At 46.8% G+C, this 20,694-nt stretch carries 17 protein-coding genes; 2 read left to right on the forward strand and 15 right to left on the reverse strand.

Translation table 11 applies throughout. The features are described 5' to 3' along the window. Positions 1-8: 8 nt before the first annotated feature. The 15 genes from MHI21_RS21590 to MHI21_RS21660 form a co-directional block, all read right to left on the reverse strand. The gene (locus MHI21_RS21590) at positions 9-1,022 is read right to left on the reverse strand and encodes a sugar ABC transporter permease (protein ID WP_342418882.1); all 1,014 of its coding nucleotides are present in this window, start codon (positions 1,020-1,022) and stop codon (positions 9-11) included. Between the two features lie 115 nt (positions 1,023-1,137). Continuing rightward, complete coding sequence (locus tag MHI21_RS21595) at positions 1,138-1,281, reverse strand: hypothetical protein (protein WP_342418883.1); 144 nt, start codon at positions 1,279-1,281, stop codon at positions 1,138-1,140. A 222-nt stretch (positions 1,282-1,503) separates the two neighbouring features. Further along, positions 1,504-1,920: a cupredoxin domain-containing protein gene (locus MHI21_RS21600; protein WP_341163095.1), complete on the reverse strand. Its 417-nt coding sequence runs from the start codon at positions 1,918-1,920 to the stop codon at positions 1,504-1,506. Between the two features lie 90 nt (positions 1,921-2,010). Continuing rightward, positions 2,011-3,777 (reverse strand): thiol reductant ABC exporter subunit CydC, encoded by a 1,767-nt coding sequence (gene cydC / locus MHI21_RS21605; protein WP_342418884.1) that lies wholly within the window; start codon positions 3,775-3,777, stop codon positions 2,011-2,013. Then, on the reverse strand, positions 3,758-5,518 hold the full coding sequence (gene cydD / locus MHI21_RS21610) for a thiol reductant ABC exporter subunit CydD (protein ID WP_342418885.1): 1,761 nt from the start codon (positions 5,516-5,518) through the stop codon (positions 3,758-3,760). The genes cydC and cydD overlap by 20 nt, the downstream gene beginning before the upstream one ends. Then, complete coding sequence (cydB, locus tag MHI21_RS21615) at positions 5,518-6,531, reverse strand: cytochrome d ubiquinol oxidase subunit II (protein WP_341163092.1); 1,014 nt, start codon at positions 6,529-6,531, stop codon at positions 5,518-5,520. The genes cydD and cydB overlap by 1 nt, the downstream gene beginning before the upstream one ends. After that, positions 6,518-7,924 (reverse strand): cytochrome ubiquinol oxidase subunit I, encoded by a 1,407-nt coding sequence (locus MHI21_RS21620; RefSeq protein ID WP_342418886.1) that lies wholly within the window; start codon positions 7,922-7,924, stop codon positions 6,518-6,520. Before MHI21_RS21620 ends, cydB begins: the two co-directional genes overlap by 14 nt. Before the next feature lie 404 nt (positions 7,925-8,328). Beyond that, positions 8,329-9,987, reverse strand: a complete 1,659-nt coding sequence (locus MHI21_RS21625; protein ID WP_342418887.1) for a response regulator transcription factor — start codon at positions 9,985-9,987, stop codon at positions 8,329-8,331. Then, entirely contained in the window at positions 9,980-11,770 is a 1,791-nt protein-coding gene (locus MHI21_RS21630; protein WP_341163090.1) for a sensor histidine kinase, read from the reverse strand. The genes MHI21_RS21625 and MHI21_RS21630 overlap by 8 nt, the downstream gene beginning before the upstream one ends. Before the next feature lie 162 nt (positions 11,771-11,932). Continuing rightward, a complete protein-coding gene (gene def, locus MHI21_RS21635) occupies positions 11,933-12,514 on the reverse strand; it encodes a peptide deformylase (protein ID WP_322161327.1) in 582 nt (193 codons plus the stop codon). Between the two features lie 299 nt (positions 12,515-12,813). Continuing rightward, positions 12,814-13,788 (reverse strand): polysaccharide pyruvyl transferase family protein, encoded by a 975-nt coding sequence (locus MHI21_RS21640; RefSeq protein WP_023990345.1) that lies wholly within the window; start codon positions 13,786-13,788, stop codon positions 12,814-12,816. Further along, entirely contained in the window at positions 13,763-15,142 is a 1,380-nt protein-coding gene (locus tag MHI21_RS21645; RefSeq protein ID WP_342418888.1) for an oligosaccharide flippase family protein, read from the reverse strand. Before MHI21_RS21645 ends, MHI21_RS21640 begins: the two co-directional genes overlap by 26 nt. A gap of 72 nt (positions 15,143-15,214) precedes the next feature. Beyond that, complete coding sequence (locus MHI21_RS21650; RefSeq protein ID WP_342420234.1) at positions 15,215-16,168, reverse strand: glycosyltransferase family 2 protein; 954 nt, start codon at positions 16,166-16,168, stop codon at positions 15,215-15,217. Between the two features lie 40 nt (positions 16,169-16,208). After that, on the reverse strand, positions 16,209-17,150 hold the full coding sequence (locus tag MHI21_RS21655; protein WP_342418889.1) for a glycosyltransferase: 942 nt from the start codon (positions 17,148-17,150) through the stop codon (positions 16,209-16,211). 203 nt (positions 17,151-17,353) lie between these two features. Next, positions 17,354-18,154: a DUF1836 domain-containing protein gene (locus MHI21_RS21660; protein WP_025721933.1), complete on the reverse strand. Its 801-nt coding sequence runs from the start codon at positions 18,152-18,154 to the stop codon at positions 17,354-17,356. A gap of 224 nt (positions 18,155-18,378) precedes the next feature. On the opposite strand from MHI21_RS21660, the gene MHI21_RS21665 reads away from it, so the two are divergent. Beyond that, on the forward strand, positions 18,379-19,749 hold the full coding sequence (locus MHI21_RS21665; RefSeq protein WP_342418890.1) for a hemolysin family protein: 1,371 nt from the start codon (positions 18,379-18,381) through the stop codon (positions 19,747-19,749). Between the two features lie 127 nt (positions 19,750-19,876). After that, on the forward strand, positions 19,877-20,674 hold the full coding sequence (gene bacA, locus MHI21_RS21670; protein ID WP_103048284.1) for an undecaprenyl-diphosphate phosphatase: 798 nt from the start codon (positions 19,877-19,879) through the stop codon (positions 20,672-20,674). Positions 20,675-20,694: the final 20 nt, after the last annotated feature.

Raw genomic sequence — 20,694 nt, forward strand, 5'->3', positions numbered from 1 at the left:
CTCCCTCCCTACATGATGCTTTCTTTGGTCAGTTTTTTAAATATACCGTTCGCCGTAAACAACAGCAGAATGCTAACCAGCGAGTTGAAAATACCAATTGCCGTCCCATAAGAGAAGCGACCCAAATTAATCCCGTAATTGAGCGCGTACAGATCCAGCACCTCGGAATAATCCGTCACGAGACTATTGCCAAGCAAGAACTGCTTTTCAAAACCATTGCTCACCAGATGTCCAATTGCCATAATGAACAGAACGGCAATCGTCGAGCGGATACCCGGCAGTGTAATATGCCACATCTGTCTCCAACGGCTCGCTCCATCTACGCGCGATGCTTCATACTGTTCTTGATCAATTCCGGTGATTGCAGCTAAATAAATAATCGTATTCCAACCTGTCTCTTTCCATATGTCGGAAGCGGTTACAATGTACCAGAACCAGCTCCCCTTTGCCATGAACTGAATCGGCTCATCCACAATATGAAGCGCTACCAATATATCGTTGACAATGCCTCCGTCAATGGACAGCATTTTCGTGACCAATCCAGCCACAACTACCCAGGATACAAAATGCGGGAGGTAGGATATCGTCTGTACAAACCGTTTGAACAACATACCACGCAGCTCATTTAACAGAATTGCAAAGAAGATCGGTACGACAAAACCAAATATAATCCCCATCAGGCTCATCGCCAGTGTATTACGTAATACTAGATAAAATCGTTCGTCCTGAAATAACTCAATAAAGTTATTCAGCCCTACCCATTTCTGGTCCGTAAAGGATTTGGCTGGCTTATAATTTTGAAACGCCATCGTCCAGCCCCAGAGCGGCAGATAGCTGAAAACAAACACCCATATGACGAAAGGAATGGACATAAAATAAAGATACTTTTGCTGCTTCACACTGTCCCACAAGCCTTTTCTACCACGTTCAGGCTTCGGTCCGCGAGCCTTGCGCGGTCTTCCCCGGTTGGATTCAGGAATCACAGCACCATTGTTGGAAGCGGTTTCAGTTGAAGATCCCATAACAAGCTCCTCCTCATCTCTAGATACTATTATCATACTTTGCTGGCTTGAAAGCGGGTACCCGACGAATTAGGAGAAAAATCAGTTCAAAATTAGATATATGGGATGAAAAAAATTACATTCGTGCCACTACGCATGCGGATGGTGCTTCCCTCGCTGTTGTCCCCGGATTTCTTGAATAAGCAACCAAAGGTAGAAATCCGGGGACAAAGGCGACCGCTTCGCTTGTCCAGCACCATTCCGCCTGCTCCGTTCTCATGTAAATTTTTTCTGAGAGAAGTCTTGTAAAAAACAAAAGATCAGCAATGTAAGCTGATCAGAGGTAAAGGATAAAGGATAAAGGATAAAGGATAAAGGATAAAGGATAATGCATATTGCACCACAGGTGGATGATGGTATATACAGACTGTCGCAATTAACCTGATTGATTAAAGGAAAAAAATAGCTTTCTAGCATCAAAGTGCTAGAAAGCTATTTTGATTTATTTTACCGTGATCGTCCCGAAGTACATGTACATGCCACAATTATACTCATATACCCCTGGCTTCAAATCCTTGACGGTAAAATAATTATTTTCGTGATCCAGGTAAACGTCCATTCCGATCTTCAACGACTGCACTTCATCAATGCAAGTAAAGGATGTCATTTTCTTGAAATTGATTTTGGTTGGAACGCCGGATTTCACTTCAATATTTTTAGGATAGAAACCGTCCCCTTTTACACCCACTGTAACAATCTCATATTTGGTCTTGTCTGGCTCTTCCTGAGCTTGTTTAGGTTGACTGGCCGGAAACGACGACACGCTCCCCTGAAAATAAAACAAGACAAACCCGCCCATGCTCAGGGCTACAAAACCAATCAGCATCAAATGCCAATGCTTAGAGATAAGTGTTTTCATTCATATCAGCCCCTCCTGTTGAATGTCTACATGTGACGCATCAACTCTAACCAGTATATAAAAGTTAATCAAAATTTTAAATACCTCATTTCACAGGCTCGGATGATCCAGCTCATACAGGTTGCGGTATCGGGGCTGCTCCTGCCACAGCTGTTCATGACTGCCCCGCATGGAAATGGTGCCCTGTTCCATAAAGATCACCTCGTCCATATGCTCCATTCCTGTCAGATGATGCGTGATCCAGATCAATGTTTTGCCTTTCAGCACACGAAACATCGTCTGCATGAGTTCATGCTCTGTCAGTGGGTCAAGTCCCACTGTTGGCTCATCCAGCAAAACAATCGGGTGATTTTGCAGCAAAATCCGCGCCAGTGCAATTCGCTGTTTTTCTCCACCGGAAAAACGAAGCCCCGTCTCCTGCATTCGGGTATCGTAGCCCTCTGGCAAAGAATCAATCAGGGCTCCAAGCCCTACCTGCTCTGTTACTGCACGAACCTCATCCAGCGTAGCATCGGGTCGTCCCAGCCGAATATTGTTCGCTACCGTTGTATCGAATAAATACGGCTGTTGGTTTAGCACTGCAAATAGACTGGAGTATGCTCCACCTGTATATACGGGAATCCCTGCGACAGTGACGCTACCTTCATCAGGCTGCAATGCTCCCTGAATCAGGTTCAGCAGCGTGGACTTGCCCGCACCACTGCGACCAAGCAATGCAACCTTGCCCCCCTGTGGTACGTGCAAAGAGATATCACGAACGCTCCATTCCTGTGTTGCCGCATAGCGGTAGCTTACGTTGCTCAGCAGCAGGTCTCCTCCGTGGCCCAATCGCATAGCGGTAGCCTGTTCCTCTAGAGTGTCTGCTGTTCCACCTGCTCCAGGTGTAGGTGTGTCTTTCTCCGAATCCTTTAACCGTCGAAGTGAATCCTGATACTCCGGCGCATGAACCACTGCTTCTCCAGCGCGAACGAAGGCATCCAGCAATGGAAAAGCCACAAGGGCAAAGGATGCCAGCCATGTGGCTTCTATACGATTCTGTGCTACCAGTCCCCCGGCCCACACAGTCATAATCACAACCCCGCCACCTACAACGCATTGTGCGATCCAATGAGAACGCCACTCGCTCCGGCGAAGTGAATTTTCCATTACGGCAGCGCTATTGTGTCGTTGTGTAAAGGTGCTCAGGAAATGCCCAGTCCGTCCGCTCAGCACCAGATCACTCATGCCGAACAGAGCATCCATTAGCTCCTGATAGGCTTTACTCCGTTCCTGCTTGAACACTCGCCGTTTGGCGAGTGAGGTCCATAGTGAGATAGCTGGGGCAATAAAAAGCAAAAATCCACCATATAGTGCCATGAGCAAGGCAAAGGTAACGTCCATCCGTCCGAGCGCCGAGATGCCTGCTGCATAAATTAGCAAAGCCGATAGCGCAGGCAGAACTAGCTTCAAATAGATGTTTTGAAGCTGCTCAATATCCTCTGCCAGCAGTCCCAAGAGGTCCCCTGTACGGAATTTGCTGCGAATCATCAGCGCCTGCGGTTCCACTGCCCGATATAAGCGTACCCGCATACGGGACACAAGGCGCAGTGCGGCATCATGCCCTACCAAGCGCTCCAGGTACTGAATAACTGCTTTACTAAAGCCAAATGTTCGCACAAGCACAATGGGAACGTACACCATTAATATATTTTCCGGTTTTAAGGCCGAACGGGTAATCAGATGACCGGACGTAAAGAGCAACGCGCCCGCACATCCAATGGCCAATGCACCCATAAGAGCAGCTACCAGAAAGGCCCAAAAATATTGTCTCAGATACGTCACAAACCAGCCTTGTCTGCTATTGTCCGTTACTCTCATATCGTCCGTTCCCTCCTTCCGACATCCCCGTCAGCAATCGGTAATATGCCCCCTTACGGGCAATCAATTGTTGATGGGAACCTACTTCTTCCAGACGACCTTGATTCATCATCCAGACACAGTCCATATCTGGCATCCAATGTAGCCGGTGGGTGGCAAGAAACACTCTTTTGTGTTTCAAAACCGATAAAATCGTCTGTTTTAGCTCCCACTCTGTCTCAATATCCAGATGCGCCGTAGGCTCATCCAATAAAATGACCGGACGGTTACTGAGCAATGCCCGCGCCAATGCAATCCGCTGCGCCTGCCCTCCGCTCAGTGTCCTACCTGCTTCACCAATGGGTTCATTCATTCCACCCGGAAGACCGTCTACCAGTTCACGCAGTCCAACCGCGTCAATCGCCCACTCTACCTGCTGGTTGGATGCCTCAGGTTCATAAAAGCGGATATTATCTGCCAAAGAAGCGCTAAACAGGTAAGGATGCTGTGGAATATAGGCAATATGCCGTTGCCATTCAGTTTTGGCTTCCCCAGCCAATCCGCATCCATTCAGGAGTAGCTCGCCTGAAGTCGGATCAGCAAAGCCGCCAAGCAGACTAAGCAGCGTCGTTTTACCTGCACCGCTAGCTCCAACGATGCCGATCATGTTCATGTGCGGTTCAACATGTGCAGACACATGTTCAAGCCGAGCCGAACCGTCTTCATTCAGGAGGCACACATCAGACAGCTCAAGAATGTCCTGTCCCGTGATGTCCAATCCTTTATCGTTAGCTGCCTGTTTATTCGGCTTGGTCGCATCATCCTCTGTACTGAGAATGGAGCGTATTGCTCCCCAAGCCTCCTTACCATCCAGTGAAGCATGATAGTCTGATCCCAACTGGCGTATGGGCATAAAATATTCTGGTGCCAGAATAAGCACCGCAAGCGCTGCCTCCAGACCCACCGAGCCACTAATCAGGCGCAGCCCCAAGCCTACCGCGACAAAAGCGACCGATAGCATACTAAAAAAATCGAGGGCAAATGAGGAAAGAAACGCTACCCGCAGCGTGCGCATCGTTGCTGTGCGGTATTGGTCGCTGACCTTCCCAACCGTTTCCCCATGCTCTTGGCTACGACCCAAAAACCTTAGTGTCTGAAGTCCACGTAGCGAATCCGTGAAATGGTGAGATAACAAACGATAGGAACGCCATTGCTTGTCTGCCTGCTTCCGCGCCGCCAAGCCGAGCAAAATAAAGAAACCCACCAGAATCGGCATCGTAGTCGTCAAAATCACACCTGAAATGACATCCAATGTGAAAACATACACAAGTACAAGTATAGTTACAGCCATCATGTCAATCATTCGAGGAATGGACAGTTCCAAATACGTGCGAAAACGATCCATGCCGTCCAGCGCTAGCGTCACCAATTTGCCGCTGCCTTCCTGCGCTGCAAAACCCGGCCCCCGTTCGAACAAACGTGCAAGCAGACGCTCCCGTAAGGAAGCGCCTGAAACTTCGGCAAAACGGCCGGCTGTCCGGCGTTGCAGCCAGATCATCGTATGCCTCATTGCAAAAGCTGCGAAAAACAACGCCAGCGACGGCCAAGCCATCACCAGCGGATTTTTATCAAATAAAATCGTAACAGCCTTTGCTAAGAAGATTGCTTGTGCAATCACAGCGGCCCCCTGGAGCAGGGAAAGGGCAGCCAGTAGCAGCATCACTGGCCGAATGCCCTTTAATTCAAACCATGCCTTATCCATTAGTATTCCAAATGATCCTTCTCACTGAGGCGCTTATGGAAAACAAAATAGCTCCACGCCTGATAAGCCAGCACAAAGGGTAAAAGCGTTGCTGCAACAATCGTCATGGCTTTCAGTGTGTAATGACTGGAGCTTGCATTATAAATCGTCAAATCAAAAGCACTGTTAATCGAGCTCACCATAAATCTTGGGAACAAACCGACGAATAACGAAACGAAGGTCAGTAAAATCACTGCACCTGTCATCCCGAAGGCCCATCCTTCGCGGCGCTGCTTCAGGAAGTACCATGTCAGCACATAGGCGACAATTCCCACTGCTACCGCAGCATACATAAAGGGACCGCGACGTGCAAATAAATCCGTTGCAAAATAAGTCCATACCACCATGCCCACAAGTAAAATGCCCAATACCGGAAGAAACTTGGACGCAATCACACGAGCGCGATCCCGTACTTCTCCAATCGTCCGCAGGGAAATAAACGTCAGTCCGTGCATTAGACACATTCCGACCACTGTCAGTCCAATCCATATGGTGTATCCATTGAATACATCGGAAAATCCAGCTTTCAAATCCATGTTTTGCTGAATAGGTACACCTTTCACCAAAGCCGCAAAAGCCATACCGAACAGCATCGGCGGTAGAAAGCTACCAATCAGAATGCAGGCATCCCACGTTCCTGTCCACCATTTCCCTTCAGCCTTGCCGCGGAACTCAAAAGAAACTCCACGCAAGATCAAACCTAGCAAAATAAAGACAAATACCAGATAATATCCGCTGAACATAGTTGCATAAAAATGCGGGAAAGCGGCAAACATCGCACCTGCTGCTGTAATCAGCCACACTTCGTTGGCATCCCAAAATGGACCAATCGTATTGATCATCAAACGTTTTTGTTGGTCATTGCGCGGTACCAATCCCGTGGCCATCCCCACGCCAAAATCAAAGCCCTCCAGAAAAAAGAAACCAGTAAACAACACTGCGATCAATAAGAACCATAAATCATTTAGCGACAATGGTGTCACCCCCTTGAGCAAAAGGATCATGAATTACCGTTTGCTGATGCGGCTCAATATCTGGACCTTTGCGAGCCGTACGGTAAAACAGAAACGCCAGCACACCTGTTAAAATTAAATACAATGTGGTAAATGAGATGAACGAGAACAACACTTCTCCAGCCACAACAGTAGGCGAAACAGAATCTTTCGTTTGAAGTAAACCAAATACAGTCCACGGTTGGCGACCTATTTCAGTCATGATCCAACCTGAAGTATTCCCAATGAATGGAAGGGATATCCCCCATATCATAAGACGGAAGAACCAGCGATGTGAACCTTCCAACTTTTTACGGAACGTCAGGTAAGCTCCGTATAAAGCGAGTGCAATCATGCCACATCCCGCCGCAATCATAATGCGGAAGCTCCAGAACGTGGTTCTTACTGGCGGGATATAATCTCCCGGACCATAGGTTTTCTCATATTCTGCCTGAAGCTCATTCATACCAGGCACAGAGCCGGTAAATTTACTATAGGATAGAAAACTCAAAGCAAAAGGAACTTTAATCTCAAAGGTATTTTCCTTGTTTCCAGGATCAATCCATGCGATAACTGTCCAAGGAGCGGGGTCACCGCTGTTCTCCCATAAGCCCTCACTGGCAGCCATCTTCATCGGTTGTGTTTTCACTAAATATTGAGCCTGACCATGACCAAACAAAGGAATAGCTATGGCGCTGATTAAGGCAACAATAATGCTCAATTTGAAAGAAGGTTTAAAAAAGTCCATATTCTTTTTTTGCATCAGCTTCCATGCACTGATACCCGCGATCAGAAATGCTCCTGTCGCAAAAGCAGCAAACAGCGTATGGGGAAATTCCCATAGCAGTTGTTCGTTCGTTAGCAGAGCGGCAAAATCTTTCATTTCTGCACGTCCATTTTGAATCTCATATCCTACGGGACGCTGCATGAATGAATTAGCAGCTAGAATCCACAATGCCGATAACATCGTACCGATAGATACCAACCACATACAGATTAAATGGACCGTTTTGGACAATCTTTCCCAACCGAATACCCATAATCCGATAAACGTCGATTCTAGAAAAAATGCAAGCAATGCTTCAATCGCCAGCGGCGTACCGAATACATCACCGACAAAACGGGAAAAGTCCGACCAGTTCATCCCGAACTGGAATTCTTGCAAAATCCCGGTGACTACGCCCAGTGCAAAGTTAATCAGCAGAAACGTTCCCCAGAATTGAGCCATTTTTTTGTACAAGTCATTTTTCTTGATAACATACATAGTCTCCATAATTGCCACCAATAACGACAATCCAATAGAGATCGGCACATAAACAAAGTGAAGAATCGTTGTGGTTGCAAACTGCAACCGTGCCAAATCCAATACGTCCATGATGTTGCTCCTCCCCCTGCACTTCTCTTAACAATGATTTATAGTGTCTGTAATCTGAAGTCTTCTACATTTGTGATAGTATTCACATTCTTACATATGCAGCGGTCACTTTTTAGAAAATGACTCACTCCGTACCTTCACCATGGCTGTCATGATCCGGCTTCAGATTATCCCCATTATATAGAATAAATTTAAATGAAATAGAATCGAAAATGTGAACATCGTGTCGAAGCTGTGTCATAATGGTGTCGATTTGATGAAAACGCCCTAAACTCCATAATAAATGTGACATTTTCGATTGATCTATCCATTTTTTCACCATAAAAAAAGAGCCTCTCTTCGTTCGAAGGTTATACCTCCGACATCTGCAAGAGAGACTTCATAGCGTTAAACCTAGGAATCTATCAACAGCCATCTGTTCCTCCATTCTTTTGAACCCGATTACGGTAGGAGGAAGGTGACATTCCAGCATACTTTTTAAATTTACTATGAAAATAATCTGCATTCGCATATCCCACGCGTTCCGCCACCTGGTGTACCTTAATTCCTTGTGCAAGCAATTCCCTTGCTCGCTCAATCCTCACCTTATCCAGATAGGCATTAAAGGCCTCGCCAGTATGACTTTTGAACAGTTTGCCCAAATATCCACTATTGTAATTGAACATATCTGCCAGTAACTCCAGTCGCAAATTTTCATCATAATGACTATGTATAAAGTCAATCATTTGTTTCATGATGATGCCCTTGCCACCAGATTCAGTCTGGCCAATCCATTGCAACACATGCTCCAGCGAGTGATCCACCAGCTCGCCCAATGTGGAATAAGCATATACATCGGTTATAAAGCTGGAGTGCTCCTCCACCACGGTTCGGCTGTGATCCTGTCCGGCTGCATACTTGTTCAACGCCAGTGTGAATGTTTGGGCGAACGCCGCCTTGATTGCAGATTCTGTGCGATAAATCCGTGGAAATTGGTCTTCCATTTCCTTAATGACACGGGTTGCAGCTTCACTATTAGCCATATCTAGCGCATAGTACAGCTTTTCTGCATAACGTAGGGGATCATTTGTAGCACGATCAGACGCTCCACTCATTTCAGCCTCAACTGTCTCCAATTCGTGTAGGTCTCCAGAAAGCAAGACTCTTTCTGCCCGGAACAAAAACGTACGTTCTAACAATCGTAGTGCCTGCTCAAAAGATCTGGGAATGTCGTTAAGAATGGATACAGGATCACCGGCAGCCACATAAATTTCCGTTGCCCACGGCTTTAGCTCCTGTCGCCAAGCAGCCAGTAACTGAAAAGCATCTTTCTCCGTTTTTAACGTGGCGGGAAGCAAAAGACCCATATATATTCCAGCCTCAAACACGATACCTCTGCCCTGCTCATGGCACAATTCCGTTAGCCGCTGCTTTGCTGCCGACTGCCGAGCTTGCCGATCCCAGTCAGGAATACGTAAATCCAGCAGAATAACCTGATAGCTACTCCAGTCCAACGCTGGTAACGCAGGCTGTTGTCCATGTTTTCCGTTACCGCTTTGATGTTCAGCTTGCTCGGATGCTTTGTGCGGAGAATCGCTGCTTTCTACGGCATTACGAGCATGCTCTCGATGAACCGGAAACAATAATGCTTCGATCCAATTACGCTCATGGGAAGGCGTACTTCCCCATTTACCGTCTTCTTTCTCGTCCTCAATGTTTTGCCATACCCGTTTCAACTCTGTCGTCATTTCTTCCTCATCAACTGGCTTCAGTAGATAGCCATCTACCCCGAAGCCCAAGGCTTGCCGTGCATAATCAAAGTCTGCATATCCGCTTAATATGAGAAAATGAAACGGCTCTCCGTTCTTTTCACGTATGCTTCGTATGACCTCCAGTCCACTCATCCCGGGCATACGAATATCTACAATGACCAGCTCCGGCCGATGCTCTCCGAACTTATCCAGAGCCTCGCGTCCGTTCCCTGCCGTATCAACAATACGGAAGCCACAATTCCCCCAGTCAATAATAGAGGACAATCCTTCACGAATCGCAGGCTCATCATCTACAATCATTGCTTTATACATTTGACTCTTCCTCCCTTGGTATGGAAAAGTATACGGTTGTTCCTACTTGTAATGCGCTTTCAATATGCAGACCATTACGTTCGCCGTACATCAATGTCAGACGTTGGTGTACATTACGCAGGCCAATACTGCTCCCTTCCGGCTCATCCGCCCCCCTGATCCGAGCTAGCAGACGGGTCAGTTGCCCAGCTTCCATGCCGATCCCGTCATCTTCTACTTTAATTTTCAACTCTCTTTGTTCTATTGTAATATCTACCTTCACGGTAACTGGCTCTTCCTTATTTTCCAGGCCATGAATGACTGCATTTTCCACCAGCGGTTGTATGATTAAGGGAGGAATCGACATGTCCGTCGCGCTTTCTTCCAAATTCACTTCATAGATCAAACGATTTCCAAATCTGAACTGCTGAATTTGCAAATAGGATCGCACCATATCCAGCTCCTGTAGTACCGTCGTTTTACCACTGCCAATCTCCAGATTCCGGCGCATCAGCCTGCCAAGCAAACGCACCGTCGTTGCAATTTCCGCTTCCCCATTCAGATGTGCTTTCATTCGAATGGACTCTAGCGCATTAAACAGAAAGTGCGGATTAATTTGGCTGGCCATCATTTTTAGCTTGATATCCTTTTGTGCCAATTCCAGCCTGTTGTTGTGCTCACTCGTCTCATAGACCTGCGCCATGAGTTGGCGAATACTACTCACCATATAGTTGAAACGGCGGGATAAATCCCCGATCTCATCTCTTCCCTCCACACTCGATACCACATGAAAATCGCCCGCGGCTACCTTACCCAGCTCATAGCTCAACCGCTGTAGTCGTTTGGTAATCAGCCAGGAAATGATGGTGATTAGAATCAGTGCCATAACCAGCACTGCAAGAACACATAAAGCACCAATCAGGCTGATTCGGTTGGCTCCCTGTACAATATGCTCCGTCGAAAACACTGAAATAATCGTAAATCCGCTCACACTGGAGGCGGGCAGCAGCTCATCCACGATGATGTTGGAGGGCACTCCGTTGATTTTCGCTTCATATATTCCCTTACCCGCACGCTGGACGTCAAAGCCCAAATGTAAATCTCCCAACGTCTGACCCACCGACTGTGGACGAGTAGCTGCGACTACAATCCCGTTACGATCCGTAATCAATGTTTCAAAAGGCTCCTTGCTCAGCATATGATTCAACTCGGTCTGGCTCAGCGATATCATCAGAACTCCCTTGGTATTGTATTCAGGAAATGGAATTTGCCGTATCAGGCTCAGGCGATTAACCGGGTTATCCTCCTTATCCTGAATGTAAAACCAGTTAATCGCCGTCCCCTTCAAAGCCGTCTGGAACCACGGCTGCCGCTCAATATTAGAATCTACAGGAATAAACTCCAGATTATTGACAAGCGTCGGATTGTACGAATAGAACCGGATGGTAGCAACTTCTCTATATTGCTGAGTATACTCATTAAAATCCTTGTATTGATGATACGCATTCATGAGCTCAAGCATGCCCGAATAGCGGCGGTTCGCCATCTCCTTTAGCCTTTTATCGAACATGAGCCCATTTGAAATATCCGTTGGCACACGCAGTAAATTTGCCGTCTGGCTCTTGATCTTTTCCACATTGTTTACCGTCTGGGCAATTGCACTATTCAATGCCTGCTCTCGCAAATAAAAAGTAACGCAGCCGCCCACCACCAGCACCGGGATCATGACAATCAGTACGTAGGAGAACAGCAGCTTATTCCGCATACGCATATTATTCATCAAAAGCCGTACTCCACGATTCATGCCATCCCTCCCATAAGATAAGCGCTTACATTTTTATGTATTTTCACATTCTCTATCACAATCTACACGTTTCCAGTTTAAAGCTTCGTAACCTCTATATCTATATTTTTGTAAAATTTAAAAATGTGGCGAACGGAGTCACCACACTTTACGATTCCTAAACTATTTACGTACAAAAGGTTCGATATGCACTCCCTGCGGCAGCTTATGCGGATCTTCCGGGTTGATACGGTCATAGAACATAATGCCGTCCAAATGGTCCATTTCATGCTGCACGACAACCGCTGCATAACCTTTGAAAGTCAATAGCTCCTGTGTTCCGTCTGGTAAAGTGGCCTTAATACGAATTTTTTCGTAACGCGGTACATATCCGGCTACGTACCGATCTACAGACAAGCACCCCTCACCCTGTTCCAAATAAATCATGGACGTGGAGTGACTGACCAGCTTCGGATTAAACAATGCATACTCTACCGTTTTGTCCCCATCTTCATAATAAATAGCGCACATTCTTTTGTTCAAACCTACCTGGTTCGCAGATAACCCCACACCCGGGCGCAGATCATAGCGGCCAGCCAGCTCTTCATTTTGGCTATTTTTCAGATAATCTAGCATCCATTGCATCTGTTGCAGGTCCTCTTCAGACAGCGGCAGGCATACCGGCTCAACCTTTGTGCGCAAAATCGGTTCCCCTTCACGCACGATATCCTTCGTGAGAAGCATGTCCATCGATTGATTACTCATTCGTCAGCCTCGATTCATTTAAATAAATATACTTTCATGTTATTCTGCAAAAGTTAGGGAGTTCCCAATATTCCTACAAGTTTTATCCCATAAATTATATCTATTCATGAAATGAATTGTCAAAATGAAGCGGTATTTAAGCCATTAAATATTCATTGCCTTAATGGTTTATCTAATTAACAATTATACTGATGCTCTATATATCCTTAAACGAAAAACCCCCTTAACCAATGAAGTGGTCAGGAGATTTTTTGCCGTTATCATACCTTTGAAATTAATCTACGTATCTTTTCTTACTATTAAGATGGCTGCTCCAACGCACTGGGAGCTTCACTAAACAGCTGCGCCTTTGGATTCGGCTGTGTCCAGGTATTATAATATTGCGAGTTCTTGCCGTAGGAGTTGTCAATGACAACGTGCGGCATATCAAGCAGACAGGCCAGAATGTGACCATGCAGCCGTGAAGTGCGAACCTCTCGGTAAGAGCTGAACAGCGTAACCGCTTTGTTCATGAGATGGTCTGTATACTTGTACCAGAATGTACGCGTAGGCAACGGGCCACCAATTTTCTTATCCAGTCGATAAAACTTCTGGAAATAGACAATTCCCTTCACTTCCAGCGGAGTGAACAAAGTATCCCAGTCCAGCCGGTGAGCGGCATCTGCCTCGTCATCGAACTTCTTTTGTCCACCCACCGTTTCAATATCTGTGCGCAGGAAATACAATACATCCTTCACAGTTTCCGTAGTCGGCTTCAATGGCCAGAGCTGGTGTGCCATATCAGGACATAGTGTGATACTGCACTGGTTCAGCTTGTCCTTAGCCCACTGATAAGAGCGTGTATCCCGCACAAACATATGTAGATCCGGATGAGCATTGAACAAGGCAGCGACTTCATTAGCCTTCTGTTCAGATTGAAAGTGGATCGTCTGCGGCATAATCACAATTCGGTGGTTAGGGAAATCGCGAACGATGCGTTCTCGCAAATTTTGGTGATTTGAATAGAGATCGCCGAAGTTGCCGCCGCCGTGGCACACGATAATCCAGTCACCCGGAATTTGGAGCCGATCGGGAATATCCATAGCGCTATAACGGGCACGGACACGGATGCCATTATCCTTGAAGAACGCCTCGGTGCCTTTCATGATGAGTACATCCCCACCGTTATTATAGACGGGATAATCGACATAAATGATATTCGAACCTTGGGGGACTACGTCGAGAATGACGCTCAGCTTATTTTTCAGTTTAGCCATGGGATGCAAATTCGGCATCTTTCAGTTCTCCCTTCCTGCGCTTCTTTTGTATAGTCTGAATGACAAATGTAATATCACTTTTATCAAAAATGATCCGTGATAGCGGAACATTGAAAAACATCGGGAATGAGAACAGTGAGAACGCCAATCGTACACAAGCGCCTACAAGCAAAGCAATCGCAATGCCGTCCAGACCGAAGATCGGTGTACAAATAAAAAATAGACCGACGGTGATTGCATAGGCTACAATTTGCCGGAACAATACCAGTCCCGGACGTCCCAGCGCGTTAAAGGCCGAAGCCAGAATCCATGAGCCGCCACCAATGATACATTCCAGTGATAGCAGGTAGAACGTTAGCGATGCTTCCAGAAAAGCGGGGCCGTACAGCAAACCCAGCATGTATCGTCCAATGAAGAGAGCAGGCACAATGACGATTAGCATCGCAGCCATAGAGATGCGAAAAGCACGACCCACCGTTTCGACAATCTTGCTGTGCTCCATCCCCGTCACCTTAGGAAAAGTAACGTTAGTGACGGCATTTTGCACCACATTGAACACACGAGACAAGGCGTAGACGACAGAGTATAGACCGAACGCTTTGGGTGATAGCAGCGCCACAATAACGATTTTGTCCGTTTGTGTGGACAGCGTCCCCATCAGCTCCATCCCGTAAACCCTCGCTCCATAGCTATAATAAGGACGAAGCACTTGGCGGCTGGTAAATGGGCGGAAAGCACGCATATTCATATACTTGCGCAAACGGAGGAACGCCCACACTAGTGCAAGGAAACTCGCGGCAAAATTCACTGCCCCAGCCAGTTGCACATTGAGCAGGCCCATCAGCCACAGTGTCACCAGACCAATGAAATTCAGTAATGGGTAATAAAACAACAGACCATTATATACGCTAAATCGATCCAGCCCTTGCGACAATGCTGTCGTCAGCGCTGTAAGCACTGCCAGCGGTATGGCTGCCGCACAATAAAGCTGGGACAGTTGGATGATGTCCGCACCATAACCATTCAGCCACAGCGGCATGCATATCCAGGCCACCGCTCCCGCCAACAAGCTGGCAGGCAACTGAATCCAGAGCGACAACGCCAGCAGTTCTTCCGTCGTGCCTGTTTTCTTCTTGATGTTATAAATTAACGACGTTGGTAATCCGAAGCTCAACACACTGCCGATCAGCGTAGGCCAGAACAGAACTGCCGCCAGTTCTCCTTTCCCCTCTACTCCGAGCATACGTGCGGTCAGGATGGAAGTCAGGGTCGTGACGATTAGCACAAAAAAATTGTTAAAGCTCGTGCGCATGATCGTTTTAGCGAGACTGTCACCCGTGAATACTTTCCTTGCTGCTGTCCATGTGCTCATGTTACGTCCAACTCCTGTTCCTTATTAAGCCTCTCGTCTCTATGCTCAATCGCGTCTTATGACGCACCTCCATCAGCCTACCGTTTTTTTTGAATTACGTTCAGGCAACTGTCCCCCGCCAATAGGCTCCTTCGGGCTTGAAAAGATCGCTTTCAACGCTCTTCTATAGCCTTGAATGGCAGTATGATTTTTCTTGGGCTTTTCTCTCAAAATCTGATACAACGTCGTCCAGTATAGTGCTGCATAACCGATCGGCCCAGATCCCTCTTCACGCAAGAGATGAATATGATTCATCACCCGCATATAAGTAACCTGCTCCATATTGTCGCGTGAGGACGGCGATTCGTGATGAAGCAGCGTAAGCGCCGGGTTAATGTATAACGGACCGCTTTTCATCGCGATGCGCGAAAGTAACAAATCCTCGCCTACGCTATAGCTTTGCAACCAAGGTACCGGCTCCAGACCGCGAATCGCTTCACGACGAAATGACATATTACAGCCATGGAAAAACTGGGTTCTAAACGTCTTCTTGGCCTTATGCCAGTTATACATCGAGCCGGACTGACCGCTGAGGGATAGCCTTCCTTTGGACAAAGACTGCTGGAATGACAGCAAGCATCGAATTGTTCCCATGAAGCTGTTACTCATTCCCTGTGCAATACCGCCGACACCAGCGGCCTGCGGGTAAGCCTCATAGGTACGCATCAACTCATTCAAGTAGTTGCTCGGCAGCTCAACGTCATCGTCAAGGAACAAAATGATGTCACCCTGCGCAAGTTCAGCTGTCTTTACACGAGATAACCATAATCCCGGCTGCTCCTTACGATGATATCGGTAGGTAATTCCCGCTCTGCCCAACTGACGCTCATAACGTTCCAGCACATGCTTCGGCAGTTCTCCGTCGTCAATAATCCATAGCTCGGTTTCACATGCCTCCGGTGCTCCCCCAATGGCAATTGAATTAATGCATCGGGTCAGATCATCAACCCGATTTCGGGTGCACAGAGCAATGGACAAGCTTAACATCATACTCCCCCTTTATCCTGTCAGTGTGTAAAAAAACAGTTTACTGAACCGCCGGGCCTAAATATTCGTTATATTTTTGCTTGCGCGGATTCAGAATGAACAACACCCCCTGCTTGTATCCATCTGCGGCATTAAAATTGCGGCGCAGCGTTTCTTTGAGCATCAAGTAGGATAAGGTCCATAAAAGGGCTCCATACTGAATCACTCCAGCCTTTTTCAAGGCAAGAAAATAATAGTGGTTAATCGCTGTAGCCTTGGCTACTTTGCCCGCCTTATCGCGCGAGCTTGGAGATTCATGATGAATGATGGTTAAGTCAGGATTGATAACCAATTTGCCATAACGGCTCGCCAACTGGCACATGTACAAATCGTCAGCCACGGCATAACTGGTCATCCACGGATACGGCTTCATGTCCCGAAGCGCATCTCTCCGAAATGACATATTGCAGCCATGGAAAAATTCTGTATCGAAAACCTCCGTTGCTTCGCCCCAGCGCAGCAAGGAACCTGCCAGACTACTAGGCGAGAGCTTGCCGAGGGATGAAGACATCTGAAATGTCAAAACGCCCAGCAGCTTTCCTGCCCGGCTCGAATATAATCCCTTTGCAATCCCTCCAACACCCACAATCGTTTTATCCTGATCATAGGTATCGAGCAAGCGCCGGATATAGAGTTTATCGTCCAGTTCTGCATCATCGTCAAAATACAGCACAATATCATACCGCACAAGGGACAAGGCCTCATAGCGGGATAACCAAACGCCGGGACGACTTTTTTTATAATATTTCAAAACGCTTTGAGGCAATCCGGATACCATGTGACGGTACTGCTCGATCTGTTGGTCGGAAATATCGCCGTCATCAACAATTAGCAGTTCTACAGCCGTATGTTCCAATTGCTGCTGTACTGCAATAGATTGTATACAGCGTGTCAGGTCTTCGATCCGATTGCGGGTACAAATGATGATGGAGACATCGGACATGCCATTACCTCCTGTGTGTGTATCCAGATGCTTTGGAAGAGATATTCAAAGTTTTTCCAATTGCTGGATTATATATGTTTATTGTATCTTTGACAGCGTTTTAGTGTATATACCTCTTTTGTATACTTTTTCAGTCTCCAAAAGGGTAGAAATCCTCTAAAAAGAGCAAAAAAATAGGATTGGCTTCTAGTGCCAATCCTGATTTACCCTTGGAAGTCCAGAAACAACGTCGCATTCACATACCGACGTGCCATGGACAAAAAATAACTATTTTGCACCGCAACTGCTGCCACCAGCAAAGTATTACGCACTGCTTCACACTGGTTAGGGGTCAAATGCTGTAAACGACTGGTGTATTGATCAGCCGCCTGAACCAGCAGCTCCTCTGTCGCACCTTCCTGACGCTGCTGTCCTGTAACGGAATTTCCGTTGTCCTTTGCATAGCCTGCTCCAGCAACATCGAGCAGTTGGTCTCCGTTCGCATCCAGCTCCTCAAACAAAGTTGAATAGGCGGCGTACAAATCGACCGGCTGAATCAGATCGTCCGTATCATCTTCGGGTTGTTGGAACAGGATATGAAATAGCTGACGAATGGATTCAAAATCAAGACATGATTTTAAATCTTCCACAATGAGCAATATAGCTGCCTGGTTGACCGAGTATTTTTTGCCGATCTTCGGAGCGCCGAGAAATTCCTTGAAGTCGCGTTTGACCCAATTTTGCATAGATGCCAGTGAGACATGGCTGTATTCGACCAGTTGACCCAGGGAAACGATCTCCTGCAGCGAAAAGGCTGCGCTGTGCTTACCCTTGATGATTTTATCTAGCACAGGTGTCACGTCGGTGTATAAAAATGTCGGCATCGTGCTCCCGGAACGGGCGAGATGGCTATGAGTGCGCCTCCAGGCGTCCTGCAGAACGGCCAGAGGCTGCAATTCGCGGCGACCTTCCATGGCCAGCAGCAAATGGGCCATATCACGACGAGTAAGGGTAAAAGACTCCATCTGCTTTCCTCCCTTTCTTACATTTCAAGTTCATTTGAACTCATCATACGCCCTCAAACTAGGCTTGTAAAGCGAAGCAATGAGCCGTGCGGGTTCTATTATGCCTTATTTTCCGTGTAAATTGGAGGTAGGTGACCTGCTACGATTCCATATGAACCTTGTATATTTCCTTTTAAGTTCTTAAAATAAGTTCAAGTGAACTTAAAATGGAGTTCCTTAAAAAATTGAACGAAAAAGGGATGAGTGAAAATTATATGGGTATAGGTGTCAGTCTATTTTTGTTTGCGGTGTTGATTTTATTTAGTGCTTTCTTCGTGGCTACCGAGTTTGCGATTATTAAAATCCGTTCCAGCCGGGTCGATCAGCTGGTCGTGGAGAACCGTAAAAACGCACTGGCGCTACAAAAAGTCGTCAATAATCTGGACGGCTACCTGTCCGCCTGTCAGCTTGGTATTACGATTACAGCGTTGGGACTCGGCTGGCTCGGTGAACCGACCGTAGTCAAATTGCTGGAGCCTCTCTTTCAACAGCTCAACATCAATGGGGATTTTTCACATATCCTGGCCTTTATTATTTCATTCGTCATTGTAACTTACCTGCACGTGGTGATCGGCGAACTGGCTCCCAAAACATTGGCGATCCGCAAAGCGGAAGCTGTCAGTCTGTTAACCTCTCCAGTCATCGTGTGGTTTAACCGGATTATGTATCCGTTTATTTGGCTCCTTAACGGCTCGGCCAATCGTCTGGTTCGTCTGTTTGGTCTTCAACCGGCTAGTGAGCATGAAGAAGCGCACTCTCAGGAAGAAATTCAGATCATTTTGTCCGAAAGCGTGGAAAGTGGTAAGATCAATAACACCGAATATGGCTACGTAAATCGTATCTTTGCTTTTGACGAGACCGTTGCCAAGGAAATTATGGTGCCACGTACAGATATGGTATGCTTGTTTACGAATCGCTCGCTACAAGAAAACATGCTGACTATTCACGAAGAGCAGTATACCCGTTTTCCGGTGGCGACAGATAGCAAGGATCAGATCATTGGTATGATTAATACCAAACAGCTCTTCCTTGAGTATGATCGCAATCCCGAGCTTGTTTTCGACAGCCTGATTCAACCGATCTTGACCGTTCCGGAAGTTATCCCCGTCAACACGCTGCTGAAACGTATGCAGAAGGAGCAGGTTCATATCGCTCTCCTGGTCGATGAATACGGTGGAACCTCCGGCCTCATTACCATCGAGGACATTTTGGAGGAGATTGTTGGCGAAATTCGGGACGAATTTGATAAGGATGAACGGAAGGAAATCGAGAAACTGACGGAGAACAGTTATTTGATGGATGGTAAAGTGATGCTTTCCGATCTGAGTGATCTGACGGGCTTGGCATTGGACGATGAAGACGTGGATACTGTCGGAGGGTGGGTGTATAGCCGGGTTCCGGAACCTAGACAGGGCAAGGAATTCATAGAAGAGAATGTGAAATTTATCATTCGTGAAATGGGTAAAAATCGTATTCGTCGGGTGGAGATTATTTTACACCATACATCCCCCGCATCTGAATTGGAAGCAGAATCGGACACTTCTTCCCGGGAGTGAACCGTGTGACCTGAGCGTTTATCTTTGCACTTGTGACACTTGCGTTCACTCCTACTGAAATGACATATTTTCAGGGCAAACGACTTAGGTCGTTTGCCCTGCACGCGTGTAAGGAGGAGCTAGTAAAGTGGATATTTTATCTTCTATTATTATGGGAATTATTGAAGGACTGACAGAGTTTTTGCCGGTCTCTTCGACGGGTCACATGATCCTCACGGCTAATCTTCTAGGATTAAACACAGAGAATGATACGGTCAAAACGTTTGAGGTAATCGTGCAATTAGGTGCTGTGCTGGCAGTCGTCGTATTATACTGGCGCAGATTCCTGAGCCTGTTTGATTTCAGACGCAAAATCTCGAGCCAGCCACGTCTAAACCTGTTACATATTATTTTAGCCATGATCCCTGCGGGCCTGATTGGCGTACTGTTCCGTGATGTAATTAAGCAATACCTGTTTGGTCCTGAAACGGTTTTGTACAGTTTGGTGATCGGGGGCCTGCTCATGATCGCGGCTGAGAAATTTCATCCGCCTATTAGATCACATACGCTGGATGAGATCACGTACAAACAAGCATTTACCATCGGTATGTTCCAAGTCCTAGCTCTATGGCCAGGCTTCTCCCGTTCAGGCTCAACCATGTCTGGGGGCCTATTCGCACGTGTAAGCCATACGGCAGCCGCGGAATTTACATTCCTCGTATCTGTTCCGATCATGCTGGGTGCATCGGGTATTGATATGATCAAAAGTATGGATCATCTGTCTATGAGTGATTTTCCAGTGTTCGCAGCCGGCTTTATTACTGCCTTTATCGTCGGAATGCTGGCGATCAAAACATTCCTCGGTCTGCTCAAACGCTTGAGCCTGACTACGTTCGCCATTTACCGCTTCGTGCTGGCGGCTGTGTTCTTTTTCATTATTTTATAAGCCATTGTTTGGTACCAATA

The sequence above is a fragment of the Paenibacillus sp. FSL H8-0168 genome (genome assembly GCF_038592955.1).
Lineage (GTDB): Bacteria > Bacillota > Bacilli > Paenibacillales > Paenibacillaceae > Paenibacillus > Paenibacillus polymyxa_B.